At 73.7% G+C, this 14424-nt stretch carries 14 protein-coding genes and 1 riboswitch; of the genes, 9 read left to right on the forward strand and 5 right to left on the reverse strand.

Translation table 11 applies throughout. The annotated features are described in order from the left end of the window. Window positions 1–106: 106 nt before the first annotated feature. Window positions 107–216: riboswitch (TPP riboswitch) on the forward strand. The 7 genes from thiE to thiC all read left to right on the forward strand — a co-directional run bounded on the left by thiE (window position 211) and on the right by thiC (window position 5903). Then, entirely contained in the window at window positions 211–837 is a 627-nt protein-coding gene (gene thiE / locus ACN265_RS02675; RefSeq protein ID WP_421405925.1) for a thiamine phosphate synthase, read from the forward strand. It overlaps the preceding riboswitch by 6 nt. Continuing rightward, entirely contained in the window at window positions 831–1901 is a 1071-nt protein-coding gene (thiO, locus tag ACN265_RS02680) for a glycine oxidase ThiO (protein WP_421405926.1), read from the forward strand. Before thiE ends, thiO begins: the two co-directional genes overlap by 7 nt. 10 nt (window positions 1902–1911) lie before the next feature. Beyond that, window positions 1912–2112: a sulfur carrier protein ThiS gene (gene thiS / locus ACN265_RS02685; protein WP_204924873.1), complete on the forward strand. Its 201-nt coding sequence runs from the start codon at window positions 1912–1914 to the stop codon at window positions 2110–2112. A 5-nt stretch (window positions 2113–2117) separates the two neighbouring features. Further along, window positions 2118–2888, forward strand: a complete 771-nt coding sequence (locus ACN265_RS02690) for a thiazole synthase (protein ID WP_204924874.1) — start codon at window positions 2118–2120, stop codon at window positions 2886–2888. Next, on the forward strand, window positions 2885–3508 hold the full coding sequence (locus tag ACN265_RS02695; protein WP_421405927.1) for a thiamine phosphate synthase: 624 nt from the start codon (window positions 2885–2887) through the stop codon (window positions 3506–3508). Before ACN265_RS02690 ends, ACN265_RS02695 begins: the two co-directional genes overlap by 4 nt. Next, complete coding sequence (gene thiD / locus ACN265_RS02700; protein WP_204924876.1) at window positions 3505–4293, forward strand: bifunctional hydroxymethylpyrimidine kinase/phosphomethylpyrimidine kinase; 789 nt, start codon at window positions 3505–3507, stop codon at window positions 4291–4293. Before ACN265_RS02695 ends, thiD begins: the two co-directional genes overlap by 4 nt. Window positions 4294–4310: 17 nt before the next feature. After that, window positions 4311–5903 (forward strand): phosphomethylpyrimidine synthase ThiC, encoded by a 1593-nt coding sequence (gene thiC, locus ACN265_RS02705; protein ID WP_421405928.1) that lies wholly within the window; start codon window positions 4311–4313, stop codon window positions 5901–5903. A gap of 221 nt (window positions 5904–6124) precedes the next feature. Here thiC and ACN265_RS02710 read toward each other — a convergent pair whose 3' ends face one another. The 4 genes from ACN265_RS02710 to ACN265_RS02725 form a co-directional block, all read right to left on the reverse strand. Next, complete coding sequence (locus tag ACN265_RS02710) at window positions 6125–8599, reverse strand: hypothetical protein (protein WP_421405929.1); 2475 nt, start codon at window positions 8597–8599, stop codon at window positions 6125–6127. Between the two features lie 86 nt (window positions 8600–8685). Then, window positions 8686–8994, reverse strand: coding sequence for a cupin (locus tag ACN265_RS02715; RefSeq protein WP_145921730.1), 309 nt, complete (start codon window positions 8992–8994; stop codon window positions 8686–8688). Continuing rightward, window positions 8991–9941: an LLM class F420-dependent oxidoreductase gene (locus ACN265_RS02720; RefSeq protein WP_421411330.1), complete on the reverse strand. Its 951-nt coding sequence runs from the start codon at window positions 9939–9941 to the stop codon at window positions 8991–8993. Before ACN265_RS02720 ends, ACN265_RS02715 begins: the two co-directional genes overlap by 4 nt. Window positions 9942–9943: 2 nt before the next feature. Beyond that, window positions 9944–10729, reverse strand: a complete 786-nt coding sequence (locus ACN265_RS02725; protein ID WP_357926428.1) for an ABC transporter ATP-binding protein — start codon at window positions 10727–10729, stop codon at window positions 9944–9946. 260 nt (window positions 10730–10989) lie between these two features. Here ACN265_RS02725 and ACN265_RS02730 point away from each other — a divergent pair, with 260 nt between their 5' ends. Beyond that, complete coding sequence (locus tag ACN265_RS02730; RefSeq protein WP_420118711.1) at window positions 10990–12018, forward strand: ABC transporter substrate-binding protein; 1029 nt, start codon at window positions 10990–10992, stop codon at window positions 12016–12018. Between the two features lie 100 nt (window positions 12019–12118). Further along, window positions 12119–12985, forward strand: a complete 867-nt coding sequence (locus ACN265_RS02735) for an ABC transporter permease (RefSeq protein WP_357926434.1) — start codon at window positions 12119–12121, stop codon at window positions 12983–12985. 93 nt (window positions 12986–13078) lie between these two features. Here the strand turns inward: ACN265_RS02735 and ACN265_RS02740 are convergent, their stop codons facing one another. Further along, on the reverse strand, window positions 13079–14260 hold the full coding sequence (locus ACN265_RS02740; RefSeq protein ID WP_420118710.1) for an ABC transporter substrate-binding protein: 1182 nt from the start codon (window positions 14258–14260) through the stop codon (window positions 13079–13081). Window positions 14261–14424 lie beyond the last annotated feature (164 nt).

A 14424-nucleotide genomic window follows, 5' to 3' on the forward strand; every position in this document is an offset into this window, starting at 1 on the left:
GCTTTTCCGGCTTATGTGGATACAAGCCCACAACCGTACGCATCGATAGTCCTGGATCAATCTAACACCCCTTGGCGGATCAGCGGATCTGTCGTACGGTCACAGACACGTGACCCACGGGAGCCCGGTACACCGGGCTGAGAGGGGGGCTGAGAGCCCCCGACCGTAGAACCTGATCCGGGTAATGCCGGCGCAGGGAGGAGAGTTGCCGTGCCGTCCCTCGGCCGACTGCATCTGATCACCGACACCCGCCCCGGGTGCGACCCGCTCACCGTCGTACGGGCCGCCCTCCCGGTGGCCCGCGCCGACCTCGTCGTGCAGGTCCGGGTGACCGACGACACCACCGACCGGCAGGCGTACGACCTGGCCCGACGGGTACGCGCGCTCTGCGTGCCGTACGAGGCGACCTGCCTGGTCAACGACCGGCTGCACGTCGCCCTCGCGGTGGACGCCCACGGCGGCCACGTCGGCGCGGACGACCTGCCCGTCGCGGCGGCCCGCCGGATCCTCGGCCCCGCCGCCGTGCTCGGCGCGACCGCCCGGGAACCGGGTGCCGCCGCCCGGGCCGTCGCCGCCGGGGCCAGCTACCTGGGCGTCGGCCCGTGCCACCCCACCGCCACCAAGACCGGCCTGCCCGACCCGATCGGCCCGGCCGGCATCCGCGCCGTCGCCGCGGCCGTCGACGTGCCGGTGATCGCCATCGGCGGGGTCACCGCCGCCACGGTGCCGGCGCTGCGGGCCGCCGGGGCCCACGGGGTGGCGGTGGTCGGGGCGCTGTCCGCCGCCGCCGACCCGGGCCGGGCCACCGCCGAACTGATCGCGGCGCTGACGTGCTGACCCGGCCCGACGTCGCCATCGTGGGCGCGGGGCCGGTCGGGTTGGCGATCGCCTGGCGCTGCGCCACCCGGGGCCTGCGGGTGGCCGTGCACGACCCGGCCCCCGGCTCCGGCGCGTCCCGGGTCGCCGCCGGGATGCTCGCCCCGGTCGCCGAGGCGTACTTCGGGGAACGGGAGCTGACCGGGCTGCTCACCGCGTCCGCCGCCCGCTGGCCGGGTTTCGCCGCCGAACTGACCGAAGCCACCGCAACGGAGTTCGGCTACCGCACCGACGGCACCCTCGTCGTCGGGCTGACCGGGGACGACCTGGCCGAGGCACGCCGGCTCTGGTCGTACCAGCAGGGGCTGGGGCTGCCGATCAGCGCGCTGCGGCCGTCGCAGCTACGGGAGCGCGAACCGGCGCTGACCCCCCGGCTGCGCGGCGGCGCGGTCGCCCCCGGCGACCACCAGGTCGACCCGCGCCGGCTGGTCGACGCGTTGCGGGTCGCCGCCGGACAGGCCGGCGCGACCCTGCTGCCCGGCGCGGTGACCCGACTGGCCGAGGTGGACGCGCCCGTCGTCGTGGTCGCCGCCGGCTGCGGCGCCGCCGCGCTGACCGGGCTGCCGGTCCGCCCGGTCAAGGGCCAGGTGCTGCGGCTGCGCGCGCCCGACCACCGCCCGCCCGGCTTCCGGCACGTCATCCGGGGGTACGCCGACGGCGAGTCGGTCTACCTCGTCCCCCGCGACGACGGCGAGGTGGTGCTCGGGGCGACCGTCGAGGAACGCACCGACACCGAGGTGACCACCGGGGCGGTGCTGCGGCTGCTGCGGGCCGCCGTCGACCTCGTCCCCGAACTCGCCGAGTACGCGCTGACCGAGGCGACCGCCGGGCTGCGCCCCGGCACCCCGGACAACGCGCCGATCCTCGGCCCGCTGCCCGGCCGGCCCGGCGTACTCGCCGCCACCGGCCACCACCGGCACGGCATCGTGCTCACCCCGGTCACCGCCGACCTGATCACCGACCTGATCGTCACCGGTCAGCCGGACCCCCTGCTCACCCCCTTCACCGCCGACCGGTTCCACTGAGGAGGAAGACGTGCGCCTGATCGTCAACGGCGTCGGACGCGAGCTGACCGGCGGCACGACCGTCGCGGACCTGGTCGCCACGGTCACCGGGCAGCGGCGCGGCCTCGCCGTCGCGGTCAACGGCGAGGTGGTCCCCCGGGGCGGCTGGCCGGCGACCGTGCTGCGCGACGGCGACCGGGTCGAGGTGCTCAGCGCCGCCCAGGGCGGGTGACCCGGATGCCCCTCACCATCGCCGGACGGACCCTCACCTCCCGGCTCATCCTCGGCACCGGCGGCGCGGCCAACCTGCACGTGCTGGAACAGGCGATCCGGGCCTCCGGCACCGGACTGGTCACCCTCGCCCTGCGCCGCGTCGACACCGCCCCCGGCACCGCCGGTGGCCTGCTCGACCTGCTCGACCGGTGCGCGGTGCGGCTGCTGCCCAACACCGCCGGCTGCTACACCGCCGCCGAGGCGGTCAAGGTGGCCCGGCTGGCCCGGGAGGCGTTCGACACCGACTGGGTCAAACTGGAGGTGATCGGCGACGAACGCACCCTGCTCCCCGACGGGGTGGAGCTGCTGCGGGCCGCCGAGGAACTCGTCGCCGACGGGTTCGTCGTGCTGCCGTACACCTCCGACGACCCGGTGCTGGCCCGCCGGCTGGCCGACGTCGGCTGCGCGGCGGTGATGCCGGCCGGTGCGCCGATCGGTTCCGGACTGGGCATCACCAACCCGCACCACATCCGGCTGATCCGGCAGAGCGTCGACGTGCCGGTGATCCTCGACGCCGGGATCGGCACCGCCTCCGACGCGGCGCTCGCCATGGAACTGGGCTGCGACGGGGTGCTGCTGGCCAGCGCCGTCACCCGGGCCGCCGACCCGACGGCGATGGCCACCGCCATGCGGTACGGCGTCCGGGCCGGGCGGCTCGCGTACACCGCCGGGCGGATCCCCCGTCGCTTCCACGCCCTCGCCTCCACCCCCGACGACGGAAGACCCGACCTGTGACCCCGCGCGGGGTGGTGCTGCTGACCGACCGGCTGGTGGCGCGCGGCGACCTGGTCGACGTGGTCGCGGGGGCGGTACGCGGTGGCGTGCGGTGGGTGGTGCTGCGGGAGAAGGACCTGCCCCGCGCCGAACGGGCCGCCCTCGCCGTCGATCTGCGGGCCGTCCTGGCGCAGGCCGGCGGCACCCTGATCGTGGCCGGCCCCGACCCGCTGGACGGGGACGCCGTCCATCTGCCCGCCGCCGGACCGTACCCGCCGCCGGCCGTCGGGCTGGTCGGCCGGTCCTGCCACGACGCGGCGGAGCTGGCCCGACTCGGCACCGAGGACTACGTGACGCTCTCGCCGGTCTGGCCCACCCGCAGCAAACCCGGTTACGGCCCACCACTGCGCCCGGACGGGCTGCGCGACCTGATCCGGCGCAGCCCGGTGCCCGTGCTCGCCCTGGGCGGGATCGAGACACCGGAGCAGGTGACGGCCTGTGTCGACGCGGGCGCGGTCGGGGTGGCGGTCCTCGGGGCGGTCATGCGGGCCACCGACCCGACCGCGGTCGTGGCGACCCTCACCAGGGTCTTCGCCACCCGCACCCCGATCACCGACGCGTGGCCCGAGGAGACGACATGACACCGACGACCGTGCTCACCATCGCCGGCTCCGACTCCGGCGGCGGCGCCGGCATCCAGGCCGACCTGAAGGTGTTCGCCGCCCTCGGCGCGTACGGGACCAGCGTGCTGACCGCCGTCACCGCGCAGAACACCCGGGGGGTGGACGCCGTGCTGCCGCTGCCGCCGCGCACCGTCACCGAGCAGCTCGACAGCGTGCTCGGCGACTTCGCGGTCCGGGCGGTGAAGACCGGGATGCTCGGCACCCCGGCGGTCGCCGACGCGGTGGCCGAGGCGGCGAAGGCGGGCCGGCTGCCGCACCTCGTCGTCGACCCGGTGCTCGTCGCCACCAGCGGACACCGGCTCGGTGTGGTGGCGGCGGTCGAGCGGCTGCTGCCGTACGCCCGGGTGGCGACGCCGAACTGCGCGGAGGCCGCCGCCCTCACCGGACGCCCGGTGACCACGGTCGAGGAGATGGTCGCCGCGGCGCAGGCCCTGGCGGCCGGCGGCCCGGAGTACGTGGTGGTCACCGGCGGCGACGTCGACGCGGCGGGCGAGTCGGTCGACGTGCTGGCCGGCGGTGCGACGACCACCCTGCTGCGCGCACCCCGGGTGGACACCCGGCACAGCCACGGCACCGGCTGTTCGTTCTCGGCGGCGATCGCCGTCCGGCTGGCCGCCGGCGACCCGGTGCCGGTCGCGGTCGCCACCGCCAAGGAGTACGTCACCCGCGCGCTGACCGGCGCGCGGGGTTGGGAACTGGGCGCGGGACGCGGCCCGCTGGACCACTTCGGCTGGTCCCGATGACCATCAGGGAGGCTGTCATGCAGGCACGTCGCAAGGTCTACGTCGAGGGGTCCCGGCCGGACGTCCGGGTGCCGTTCGCCGAGGTGGAGCTGGCCGGGGACAACCCGCCGCTGCGCCTCTACGACACCTCGGGCCCCGGCTCGGACCCGGAGGTGGGGCTGCCGCCGCTACGCGGACCGTGGATCGCCGAGCGGGGTGACGTCGCGCCGACCCGGGGCGCGGGCACCCCGCTGGCCGGCGTCGACGCCAGGCGACCCACCCAGCTCTGGTACGCCCGCGCCGGGGTGGTCACCCCGGAGATGGAGTTCGTGGCGATCCGGGAGGGGCTGCCGCCGGAGCTGGTGCGCGACGAGATCGCCGCCGGCCGGGCGGTGCTGCCGCTCAACGTCAACCACCCCGAGTGCGAGCCGGCGATCATCGGCAAGGCGTTCCTGGTGAAGGTCAACGCCAACATCGGCACCTCGGCGGTGACCTCGTCGGTCGCCGAGGAGGTGGAGAAGCTGACCTGGGCCACCCGGTGGGGCGCGGACACCGTGATGGACCTGTCGACGGGCAAGCGGATCCACGAGACCCGGGAGGCGATCGTCCGCAACTCGCCGGTGCCGATCGGCACCGTGCCGATCTACCAGGCGCTGGAGAAGGTCGGTGGCGACCCGGTCAAGCTGAGCTGGGAGGTGTTCCGGGAGACCGTCATCGAGCAGGCCGAGCAGGGCGTCGACTACATGACGGTGCACGCGGGGGTGCTGCTGCCGTACGTGCCGCTGGCCGTCGACCGGGTCACCGGGATCGTCTCCCGGGGCGGTTCGATCATGGCGGCCTGGTGCCTGGCGCACCACGAGGAGAACTTCCTCTACACCAACTTCCGGGAGCTGTGCGCGATCCTCGCCCGCTACGACGTGACGTTCTCCCTCGGTGACGGGCTGCGCCCCGGCTCGATCGCCGACGCCAACGACGAGGCCCAGTTCGCCGAGCTGCGCACCCTGGGCGAGCTGACCCGGATCGCCTGGGAGTACGACGTGCAGGTGATGATCGAGGGTCCCGGCCACGTGCCGATGCACAAGATCAAGGAGAACGTGGACCTCCAGCAGGAGTGGTGCCACGAGGCGCCGTTCTACACCCTCGGCCCGCTGACCACCGACATCGCCCCCGCGTACGACCACATCACCTCCGCGATCGGGGCCGCGATGATCGGCATGTACGGCACCGCCATGCTCTGTTACGTCACCCCGAAGGAACACCTCGGGCTGCCCGACCGGGACGACGTGAAGGCTGGGGTGATCGCGTACAAGATCGCGGCGCACGCGGCTGACCTGGCCAAGGGGCACCCCGGCGCGCAGGCCTGGGACGACGCGCTGTCCAAGGCGCGGTTCGAGTTCCGCTGGGAGGACCAGTTCAACCTGTCGCTGGACCCGGAGACCGCCCGTTCCTACCACGACGCGACCCTGCCGGCGGAGCCGGCGAAGACCGCCCACTTCTGCTCCATGTGCGGCCCGAAGTTCTGCTCCATGAAGATCACCCAGGAGCTGAAGGAGTACGCCGCCCAGGGCATGCAGACCAAGTCGGCGGAGTTCCGTTCCACCGGCAACCGCGTCTACCTCCCCCTCGCCTGACCGGTTCTGCTCCGGTGATCAAGAGCTTCGCGTCAGTTTCCGCGCGGCGGATGACGCAAAGCTCTTGATCACCACCCCCCGCCGGCCGCCCGCCCGTTTCGTCCTGGTTGTTGTTCGGTGATCAAGAGGTTTGCGTCAGGTCTTGCCGGGTGGGGTGACGCAAAGCCCTTGATCACCGGGTGCAGACCGGGGGCGGGGCGGGGGGAGCGGGGGTTGGGGGGTTAGTCGCGGTGGTGGTGGCGGCCGCTGGTGCGCAGGGAGCGTCGGCCGCTGTCCCGGTCCGGTTCGTTGTCGGCCAGGGGCTTGCCCAGGCCGGTGACCCAGTCGACGTACTCGTCGTCCGGCGTCGCCGACTTCGGGTCGACTTCGTCCGTTGGGGCGTCCTGCGGGGAGCGGTTACGCCGGAACAGTCCCCGTCGACCCCTGGCCTTCCCGGTCTGCTCCGGCGCGTTGCCGTCGCCGGGCGCGTTGCCGTCCTCCGGAGCGGGCCCGGACTGGTCAGGGTCGGGACCGTCCACCGGCGCGGTGCCGCTGGACTCCTCCGGCTCCCAGCGGAGACTGACCGGCTTCGGGGCGTCCGTCTGCTCGGTGGCACCCGGTTCGGGAAACGGCAGGGCGGCCCGGGCCGGTGCGGGTCGGTGGGCACCGGCCGGGCCACCCGTACCGCCGAGATCCGGCAGGTGGTGGCGGGGGCGGGGGGTGGCCTCGACGCCACCCGGCGCGACGTGCCGTACGCCGGCGACCGGCGGCACGTCCTCGGTGCTCGGCGTGGCCGCAGCGGTGCCGCCCCGGCTGGTGGTTTCCGGTGCCGTCGTGCCGACCGGGGCGGCGTCGACGCCATCCGGTGTCGGGCTGCCGGTCGGGCCGGAGCCGGCCGGTCGGTCCTCCCCGGTACTGCCTGTCTCTGCGGCGGGCGAGGGTTCGGGGCGTCCGGTGGGGACGGCCGCAGCTCCGGTCGCGGTGGACCGGGCGCGGCTGGCCCGCTTCGCCCGGGGCTTGGGCGTGGCCACGGACTCCTCCCCGGTGGCCGGCCCGGCACCTGCCGCCGGCCGCACTGCGCCGACCTCGCTGCCCGCCTGTTCGGCGGCTGCCGCCTTCCGCTGGCCTGAGCGGCTTCGCGGCGACCCGGCCCGACCAGCTCCCGCCCCCGCGGACGACGTCGCACCCGGTGCGTCGCCGGCCGGCCCGTCCGGGGTGGCTGCCGCCGGGTCCGGCCCGGTCGGGGCCGGCCGGTTCGGGCTCGGAGCCGGCTCGATCGGGGTCGAGCCGCTCCAGGCCGCCCCGGTCGTGCTCGCCCCGGTCGGGGTCAGGCCGGTCGGGGCCGGAGCGGCCGGGGCCGCGCCGGTCCGGCTCGGTTCGGGCCTGGTCGGGGGTGGGGTGGTGCGGGAGGCGTGCCGGTCGGCGACCGTGGCGGCGGGGTCCGGCCAGTCCCAGTGGGCCGGGTGGCGGCCGGTGCCCGGCGCGTCAGGCGACGGCCACCCCGGACAGGTGCCCGGTACCGCCGGCACCCCGCCGGCCCCCGATGCGATGTCGGACGAGGACCCGGAGGCCATCGCGGAGGCGCCGGCAGCGGGCCGGTCGGTGGCGCGGGAGCGGGCGGCGTCCGGTCGGTCGGGGTGGAGGGCGCGGGTGGCGGCGCTCAGGTCCACGGTGACCGGCTCGTCCGCGCCGGTGCCGGCCAGCTCGGAGTCGGCCAGCTCGGAGCCGGTGGGATCGGAGCCGGTCAGCCCGGTCCGGTCCGGGCCGGAGCCGGCAGCGGCGGTGCGGGCCGGGTCGGACACGGCCGGCAGCGGGGCGAGGATGTCGGTCGGCTCGATCGCCGCCTCGCCGTCACGGCGGGCGGCGCGGGCGGGCAGCAGCGGCCAGCGCAGCAGGGTGGCGGCGACCGAGCCGAGCGCGCCGGTGACGACCGCGATCACCGCGCCGTAGTAGGGGGCCAACTGGTACCGGTCCACCTGGTCACCCGGCCCGGCGGTCAGGTAGGCGAAGGCGAGCAGCACCGGCCCGGCGACCCCGGTCGCCCCGCCGGTCAGCGGAGGGTGTCCCCGCCGCCGGGCCACCCCGCCGGTCACCGCGCCGGCCACCAGCGCGATCACGGGCAGCAGCAGCATCGCCAGCCGCTGTGCCCGGTCCGCCCCGAGCCAGGAGGGTTCCAGCACCCCCAGACGTACGGTGCGCAGCGGCTCGCTGGACAGCACCGCCGGTGCGACCGACAGGAGAGCGACCAGCCAGATCGTCCCACCCAGCAGGGCGACGTTCCAGCCCAGCGGGGGGCGCAGCAGGACGGCCGAGGCGGCACCCGCGCCGACCACCGCCCCGGCGACCGCGCAGATGCCGACCGCCCAGACCGGGTCGACGGCGTTCAGGTCGGCGGCCCGTGCGGGCTGCATGCAGAGCGGGGCGACGACCAGCGCGCCGAGCGCGGCGACACCGGAGATCGCGAGCTGGACGGGGGTGCCCTCCGGCAGTCCCTCGCGCCGGGCGAGCCGGCCGGTGAGGACCGCGCCGACCACGGCGGCGGTCACCGCGAACCAGCCGACCCAGGCGAGCTGGGCCGGCCAGCGGTTGACGTCGGTGAAGTCGCCGGTGAGTCGGACGATGCCGAAGCCGTACGCGATGCCGAGTTGGCCGGCCCCGGCCAACATGCTCACCCCGAGTGCGGTGAGCAGCAGTTTGCCCCACGTCCGAAAGGCCATGTGGCGCACGTTACGGCCCGGTGCCCCCGATCGCCACTGCGGCGCGGCGCGGCCGTGACGACCTGTTACCCAAGCTCTACCAGCGACTACTTCAACTCGACCAGGCGGGCCAGGTAGGTCGTGTCCCCGACGTTGGTGAGCATGTGGACGGCGCCCGGGTCCCGGTAGACCACCCCGCCGGTGGGTTCGTCGGCGTCGATCCGGGTGCCGTCGATCGTCTGCACCACGTTCTTCGCGCCCTCGATCGCCACCACCAGGTACGGGTGGTCGTGCCGGTGCAGCGGCTGCCGCTCACCCGGGGCGAGCCGGATGTGCCACACCCGGACCCGGTCGTTCTCGAAGACGATCTCCTGGCCGACCGGGCCGAGTTCGAGGTCGTGCGTCACGTCGGTCATCGGGTTCCGTCCAGTTGGGGGAGCACCTCGGCGGCGATGAGCTCCAGGTGGTCGAGGTCGTCGAGTTCGATCAGCCGCAGGTGGACCCGGGTCGCGCCGATCGCGGCGAACTCGCCGATCCGGTCGACCAGTTGGGCGGGGGAGCCGACCACCGGGTCCTCCGGCGGCAGGGCGCTCTTGACGTGCAGTGGCGCGGCCCGACGCTGGGCCTCGGCGTCGGTACGCCCGATCGCCACCACGATCCCGGCGGAGAGCACCAGCGGGGCCCGCCCCGACTCGGCCCGGCCGGCCCGGTCGCAGGCTTCCCGTACCCGGTCGTACGCCTCGGCGGTCTCCTCGACCGACTTGAACGGCATGTTGAACTCGTCGGCGTACCGGGCGGCGAGGTCGGGGGTGCGCTTCGGTCCCCGGCCGCCGACGATGATCGGCGGGCCGGGCTGCTGGACCGGTTTGGGCAGGGCCGGGGCGTCGACGAGCCGGTAGTGCTCACCGGCCCAGCTGTACGTCTCGCCGACCGGGGTGCGCCACAGCCCGGTGAGGATCTCCAACTGCTCGGCGAGCCGGTCGAAGCGTTCGCCGACGCCGGGGAAGGGGATGCCGTACGCGGTGTGTTCCCGCTCGTACCAGCCGGCGCCGATGCCCAGCTCGACCCGTCCGCCGCTCATCTGGTCGACCTGGGCGACCATCACGGCCAGCGGGCCGGGCAGCCGGAAGGTGGCCGAGGTGACCAGGGTGCCGAGCCGGATGCGGGAGGTCTCGCGGGCGAGCGCGGCCAGGGTCAGCCAGGCGTCGGTGGGGCCGGGCAGCCCGGGTTCGTCGCCCATCGCCCGGTAGTGGTCGGCCCGGAGGAACCCGTCGAACCCGCCGGCCTCGCAGAGCTGGGCGAACCGGAGCTGGTCGTCGTAGCTGGCGCCCCGGTGGGGTTCGGTGAAGACGGCCACCCGCACGGTCATCGTCCCTCCACCCCGGCTGTCGCCGGCAGGTCCCGTTCCATCAGCAGTTCGTGCAGGTCGGCGCTGACCCGGGCGACGTCGGCCAGGTGCGCGTTGCGGCCGAGGGTACGGGGCCGGGGGATGTCCACGTCGACGATCTTGCGGATCCGGCCGGGGCGGGGGCTGAGCACGACCACCCGGTCGGCCAGCAGCACCGCCTCGTCGATGGAGTGGGTGACGAAGACGACTGTCGCGCCGGTCTCCATGTGCACCCGTTGCAGTTCCCCGGAGAGTTCCTCGCGGGTGAGCGCGTCCAGGGCGGAGAAGGGTTCGTCCATCAGCATCACCCGGGGCTCGCCGATCAGCGACCGGCACAGCGACACCCGCTGCTGCATGCCGCCGGAGAGTTCGTGCGGCAGGCGCTTCTCGAAGCCGGCCAGGCCGGAGAGTTCCAGCAACTGGCGGGCGCGGTCGCGGTGTTTGGCGCGGCTCCAGCCGAAGATCTCGGCCGGCAGCAGCACGTTGTCGAGCACGGTGCGCCAGGGGAGCAGGGCCGGCTTCTGGAAGAGCATCGCGACGTCCCGGCGGGGCCGGGTGATCCGGCTACCGGCTACGGTGATCTCGCCGCCGCTGACCGGCAGTAGGCCGGCGATCATCCGGAGCAGGGTGGACTTGCCGCAGCCGGAGCGGCCGAGCACGGCGACGAACTCGCCCTCGGCCACGTCGAGGTCGATCCCGCGCAACGCCTCGACCCGCCCGGAACGGCCGTCGAACGTACGCGACACATCGGACAGTCGGATCATCGCCGTCGGTCTCCCCTGATTCGGCGGTCAGGAATCCGACAAGGATATCCCCAGCGTGCTGGCCGCTCACTGTCCGGGGTGGAACGCAGTTGTTTCCGTTCCGCAACCCGATCCGCCTGGTGTGGTGACGGTAAGTGTCTCGTACTCTGTGCCAGCGAAGAGTCCCTTCACGACGGCGGCTCGGTGCCCCCTCACGCCGTGCCGCCGACCGACAACCCCCTCCGGGTACACCGCCCGGTCGGAAAGGACATGGTGCACAGATGACAAGGCTGACCCGCACGGTCGCCGCGGCCACCCTGGCCACCGCCCTCGCCCTGGTCTCCGCCTGCAGTGGCGGGTCCGACTCGGCGGATGCAAAGACCGGCGACGGCTCGTCGCTGGAGAAGGTGACCTACCTCACCTCGTTCGGCAACTTCGGCCGTGACTCCTACGCCTGGGTGGCGAAGGACAAGGGCTTCTTCAAGGAGGCCGGCTTCGACGTGGAGATCAAGCCCGGTCAGGGCACCGGCGCGGTGATCCAGACCATCGTCGGTGGCCAGGCCGACTTCGGTCCGATCGACCTGACCGGTGGCCTGCTCCAGGTCGGCAACGGGCAGGCCAAGGACTTCGTGGCGGTGGCCGCGATCCAGCAGCGCACCATGGCCGCCATCGTCTCGGTCGAGGGCAAGAACATCGCCACGCCCAAGGACCTGGAGGGCAAGAAGCTCGCGGACACCCCCGGCTCCGTCGTGCGCAACCTCTTCCCGACCTACGCCCGGATGGCCGGGGTGGACTACACCAAGGTCACCTGGGTCAACGACCAGGCGCAGAACCTGATGGGCACGCTGGCCTCCGGCCAGGTGGACGGCATCGGCCAGTTCGTCGTCGGCCAGCCGACCGTCGAGGCGGTCACCAAGAAGAAGCCCGTCGTGCTGCCGTACAGCAACGTGATGCAGGACCTCTACGGCAACGCGCTGATCACCTCCAGCAAGATGGCCAAGGAGAACCCGGAGAAGGTGAAGAAGTTCACCGCCGCGCTGCTCAAGGGCCTGGAGTACGCCCTGGCCAACCCGCAGGAGGCGGCCGACATCCTGAAGAAGAACGTGGCCGCCACCAACCCGGCCGCCGCCGCCGCCGAGCTGCAGCTGATGGCCGGTTACGTCCGCTCCAGCAACTCCGGCACCGCCATCGGCACCCTGGACAGCGACCGGGTGGCCAAGAGCATCGCCATCCTCCAGGGCGCCGGCGCGCTCAAGTCGAACATCACGCCGGACCAGATCATCAACTTCGACCTCGTGCCGAAGGCCTGACCGACACCGACGGTGCCACGGGGGTGCGACCCAGCGGGACGACCGGTGGGCGCACCCCCGTCGTGTGCCGGCCCTGGTGCCGGCAGGAGAGGAGGACCCTGTGACGGAGTCGATCCGGACCCGTCCCGTACCCGGGTCGGCCGGACCGCCGAGCGCCGTGCCGACCGTGCCCCCGACGCCCGGCCGGTCACCCTGGTCCCGGATACGCCCCGCGACGGTCGGCCTGCCGCTGCTCGGCCTGGTGGTCACCGTGGCCGTCTGGTGGGTGGTCACCTCCGGGCTGCACCTGGTGCACCCGGCGTCCCTGCCGCCGCCGCAGGCGGTCGGGACGTCACTGACCTCCTCGGCTGACGTGCTCTTCCCGGCGCTGGGCACGACCACGCTGATGACGGTGCTCGGCTTCCTGCTGTCGGCGGTCGCCGGGGTGCTGATCGGGATGGCGCTGGCCGCCTCCCGGCGGGCCGAGCGGATGTTCGCCCCGCTGCTGGTGGCGATCAACGCGGTCCCGAAGATCGCGCTGGGGCCGCTGCTGGTGGTCTCGGTCGGCTGGGGGACCAAGCCGATCCTGACCATGGTGTTCCTGCTCTGCTTCTTCCCGATCGTGCTCTCCACCGCCACCGGCCTGACCACCACCCCGGCCGACCTGGCCGAGCTGGCCCGGTCGCTGAACGCCTCCTGGTGGCAGTCGTTCCGCAAGGTACGGTTCCCGGCCGCGCTGCCGCAGATCTTCGTCGGGCTGAAGGTGGCGATGCCGCTGGCCGCGATCGGCGCGGTGATCGGGGAGTTCTACTCCGACAAGCCGGGGCTGGGCTACCAGATCCTCCAGTACAACGGCGTCGGCGACACGGCGACCGCGTGGGCGGCGATCGTGCTGATCGCCGCCATGAGCATCCTGCTCTACTCGGCGTTGTCGCTGGTGGAGCGGCTGGCCCTGCCCTGGGTGCGGGCCACCACCTCGGCCCGCTGACCCGTCCCGGGGCGACACCCCGACGCCACTGACGGGCCGACCCCACCCGGGGTCGGCCCGTCAGCACGGGAGCGGTCCGTCAGTCCCGGGCGATCAGCCCGCCAGCCGCCACCGGCCGCCGCGCGCGACGAGCGTGGTCAGCGCCTGCGGCATCAGGCCGGAGTGGTTGTCCGGAGTCATCCGGATCGGCCCGGACAGGCCGTCGAGCTGGGACGTCTCCAGCACGTCGCGCAGTCCGTCGCGGTCGACCCTGCCGTCGGAACCGCCGGAGCGCAGCGCCGAGTCGGCGATGAGCTGCACGGCGTCGGCGGCGAACGATGACAGTCCGTTGTAGCCGCCGAACCGGGCGGTGTAGTCCTGGAACCACTGTCGACGGGCGGCCTTGGCCGGGGTGGTGGCGATGACGTCGTCGATCACCATGGTCTGCGTGAAGATCAACGTGGCCCGTTCGGTGGCCTGGCCGGAACCGCCCAGGAAGAGGTCGCCGGCCGCGGCGGCGTCGAAGAAGAGCGATCCGCCGTAGCCGGACTGGTCAGCGGCGGTGGCGGCGAGGGTGGCCTGCTCCGGCGGGGTCCAGATGATCAGGGCGGCGGGGTCGCGGTTGGTCAGCCGGCGCACCGGCGCGGCCAGTTCGGTGTCGGTGGTGCGGACGGCCTCGGCGCGTACCCGCTTGATGGTGGTCTTGCCGAACTCGGCGTCCAGCGCGGTCAGGCCCTCCCGCCCGTAGTCGTCGTCGCTGTGCAGGACGCCGACCTCGGTGATCCCGCGCCGCCGCAGCTCGGCGGTGAGCGCGGCGGCGCTGTCGGCCGCGTTCGGCGCGAGCTTGAACACGTACCGGCGGTCGGGGACCGGGTTGGCGACCGCACCGGACGGGGCGAGCGCGATGGTCGGGATCTTCCGCTCGTTGATGGTGCGCACGGCGTCGACGGCGCACTGGTTGCAACCGCCCATGATGATGGCGTTGACCGTGGCGTCGTTGCTGAAGTCGCCGATGTTGCGCAGCGACTCGGCGGCGTCGGAGCGGTTGTCCTTGACCACGAGCCTGATCTTCCGGTCGCCCAGGGCGCCGGACGAGTTCAACTGCTCGACCTTCAGTTCCAGGGCGCGCTGGTACGCCTTGCCGACCGGTGCGGCGACACCGGAGAGTTCGAGATCGGCGGCGATGGTGATCGGGCTGCTGTCCTTCTCTGCCGCGCCGAACGAGCAGCCGGTGAGCGTGGCGGCCAGCACGGCCGATGCGAGCGCCACGATGGTCGCGGAGCGGATGGGGCTCAACTCAGTCCTCCAGGTGCGGCGCGGGCGGAGCCCGGTCACCGCCGCTAGTCCGTCCTCAGTGGAGAAACGGGATTGTGTGCCGTACGGTGTGCGCGAAAGCCTGCAAAACCTTGCCAATGCGGGGGCGTGCGGTCAAGCGCGATGCTGACGGCGGTTTCGGGACG

The sequence above is a fragment of the Micromonospora sp. WMMD730 genome, assembly GCF_049178955.1.
GTDB classification, from domain to species: Bacteria; Actinomycetota; Actinomycetes; order Mycobacteriales; family Micromonosporaceae; genus Micromonospora; species Micromonospora wenchangensis.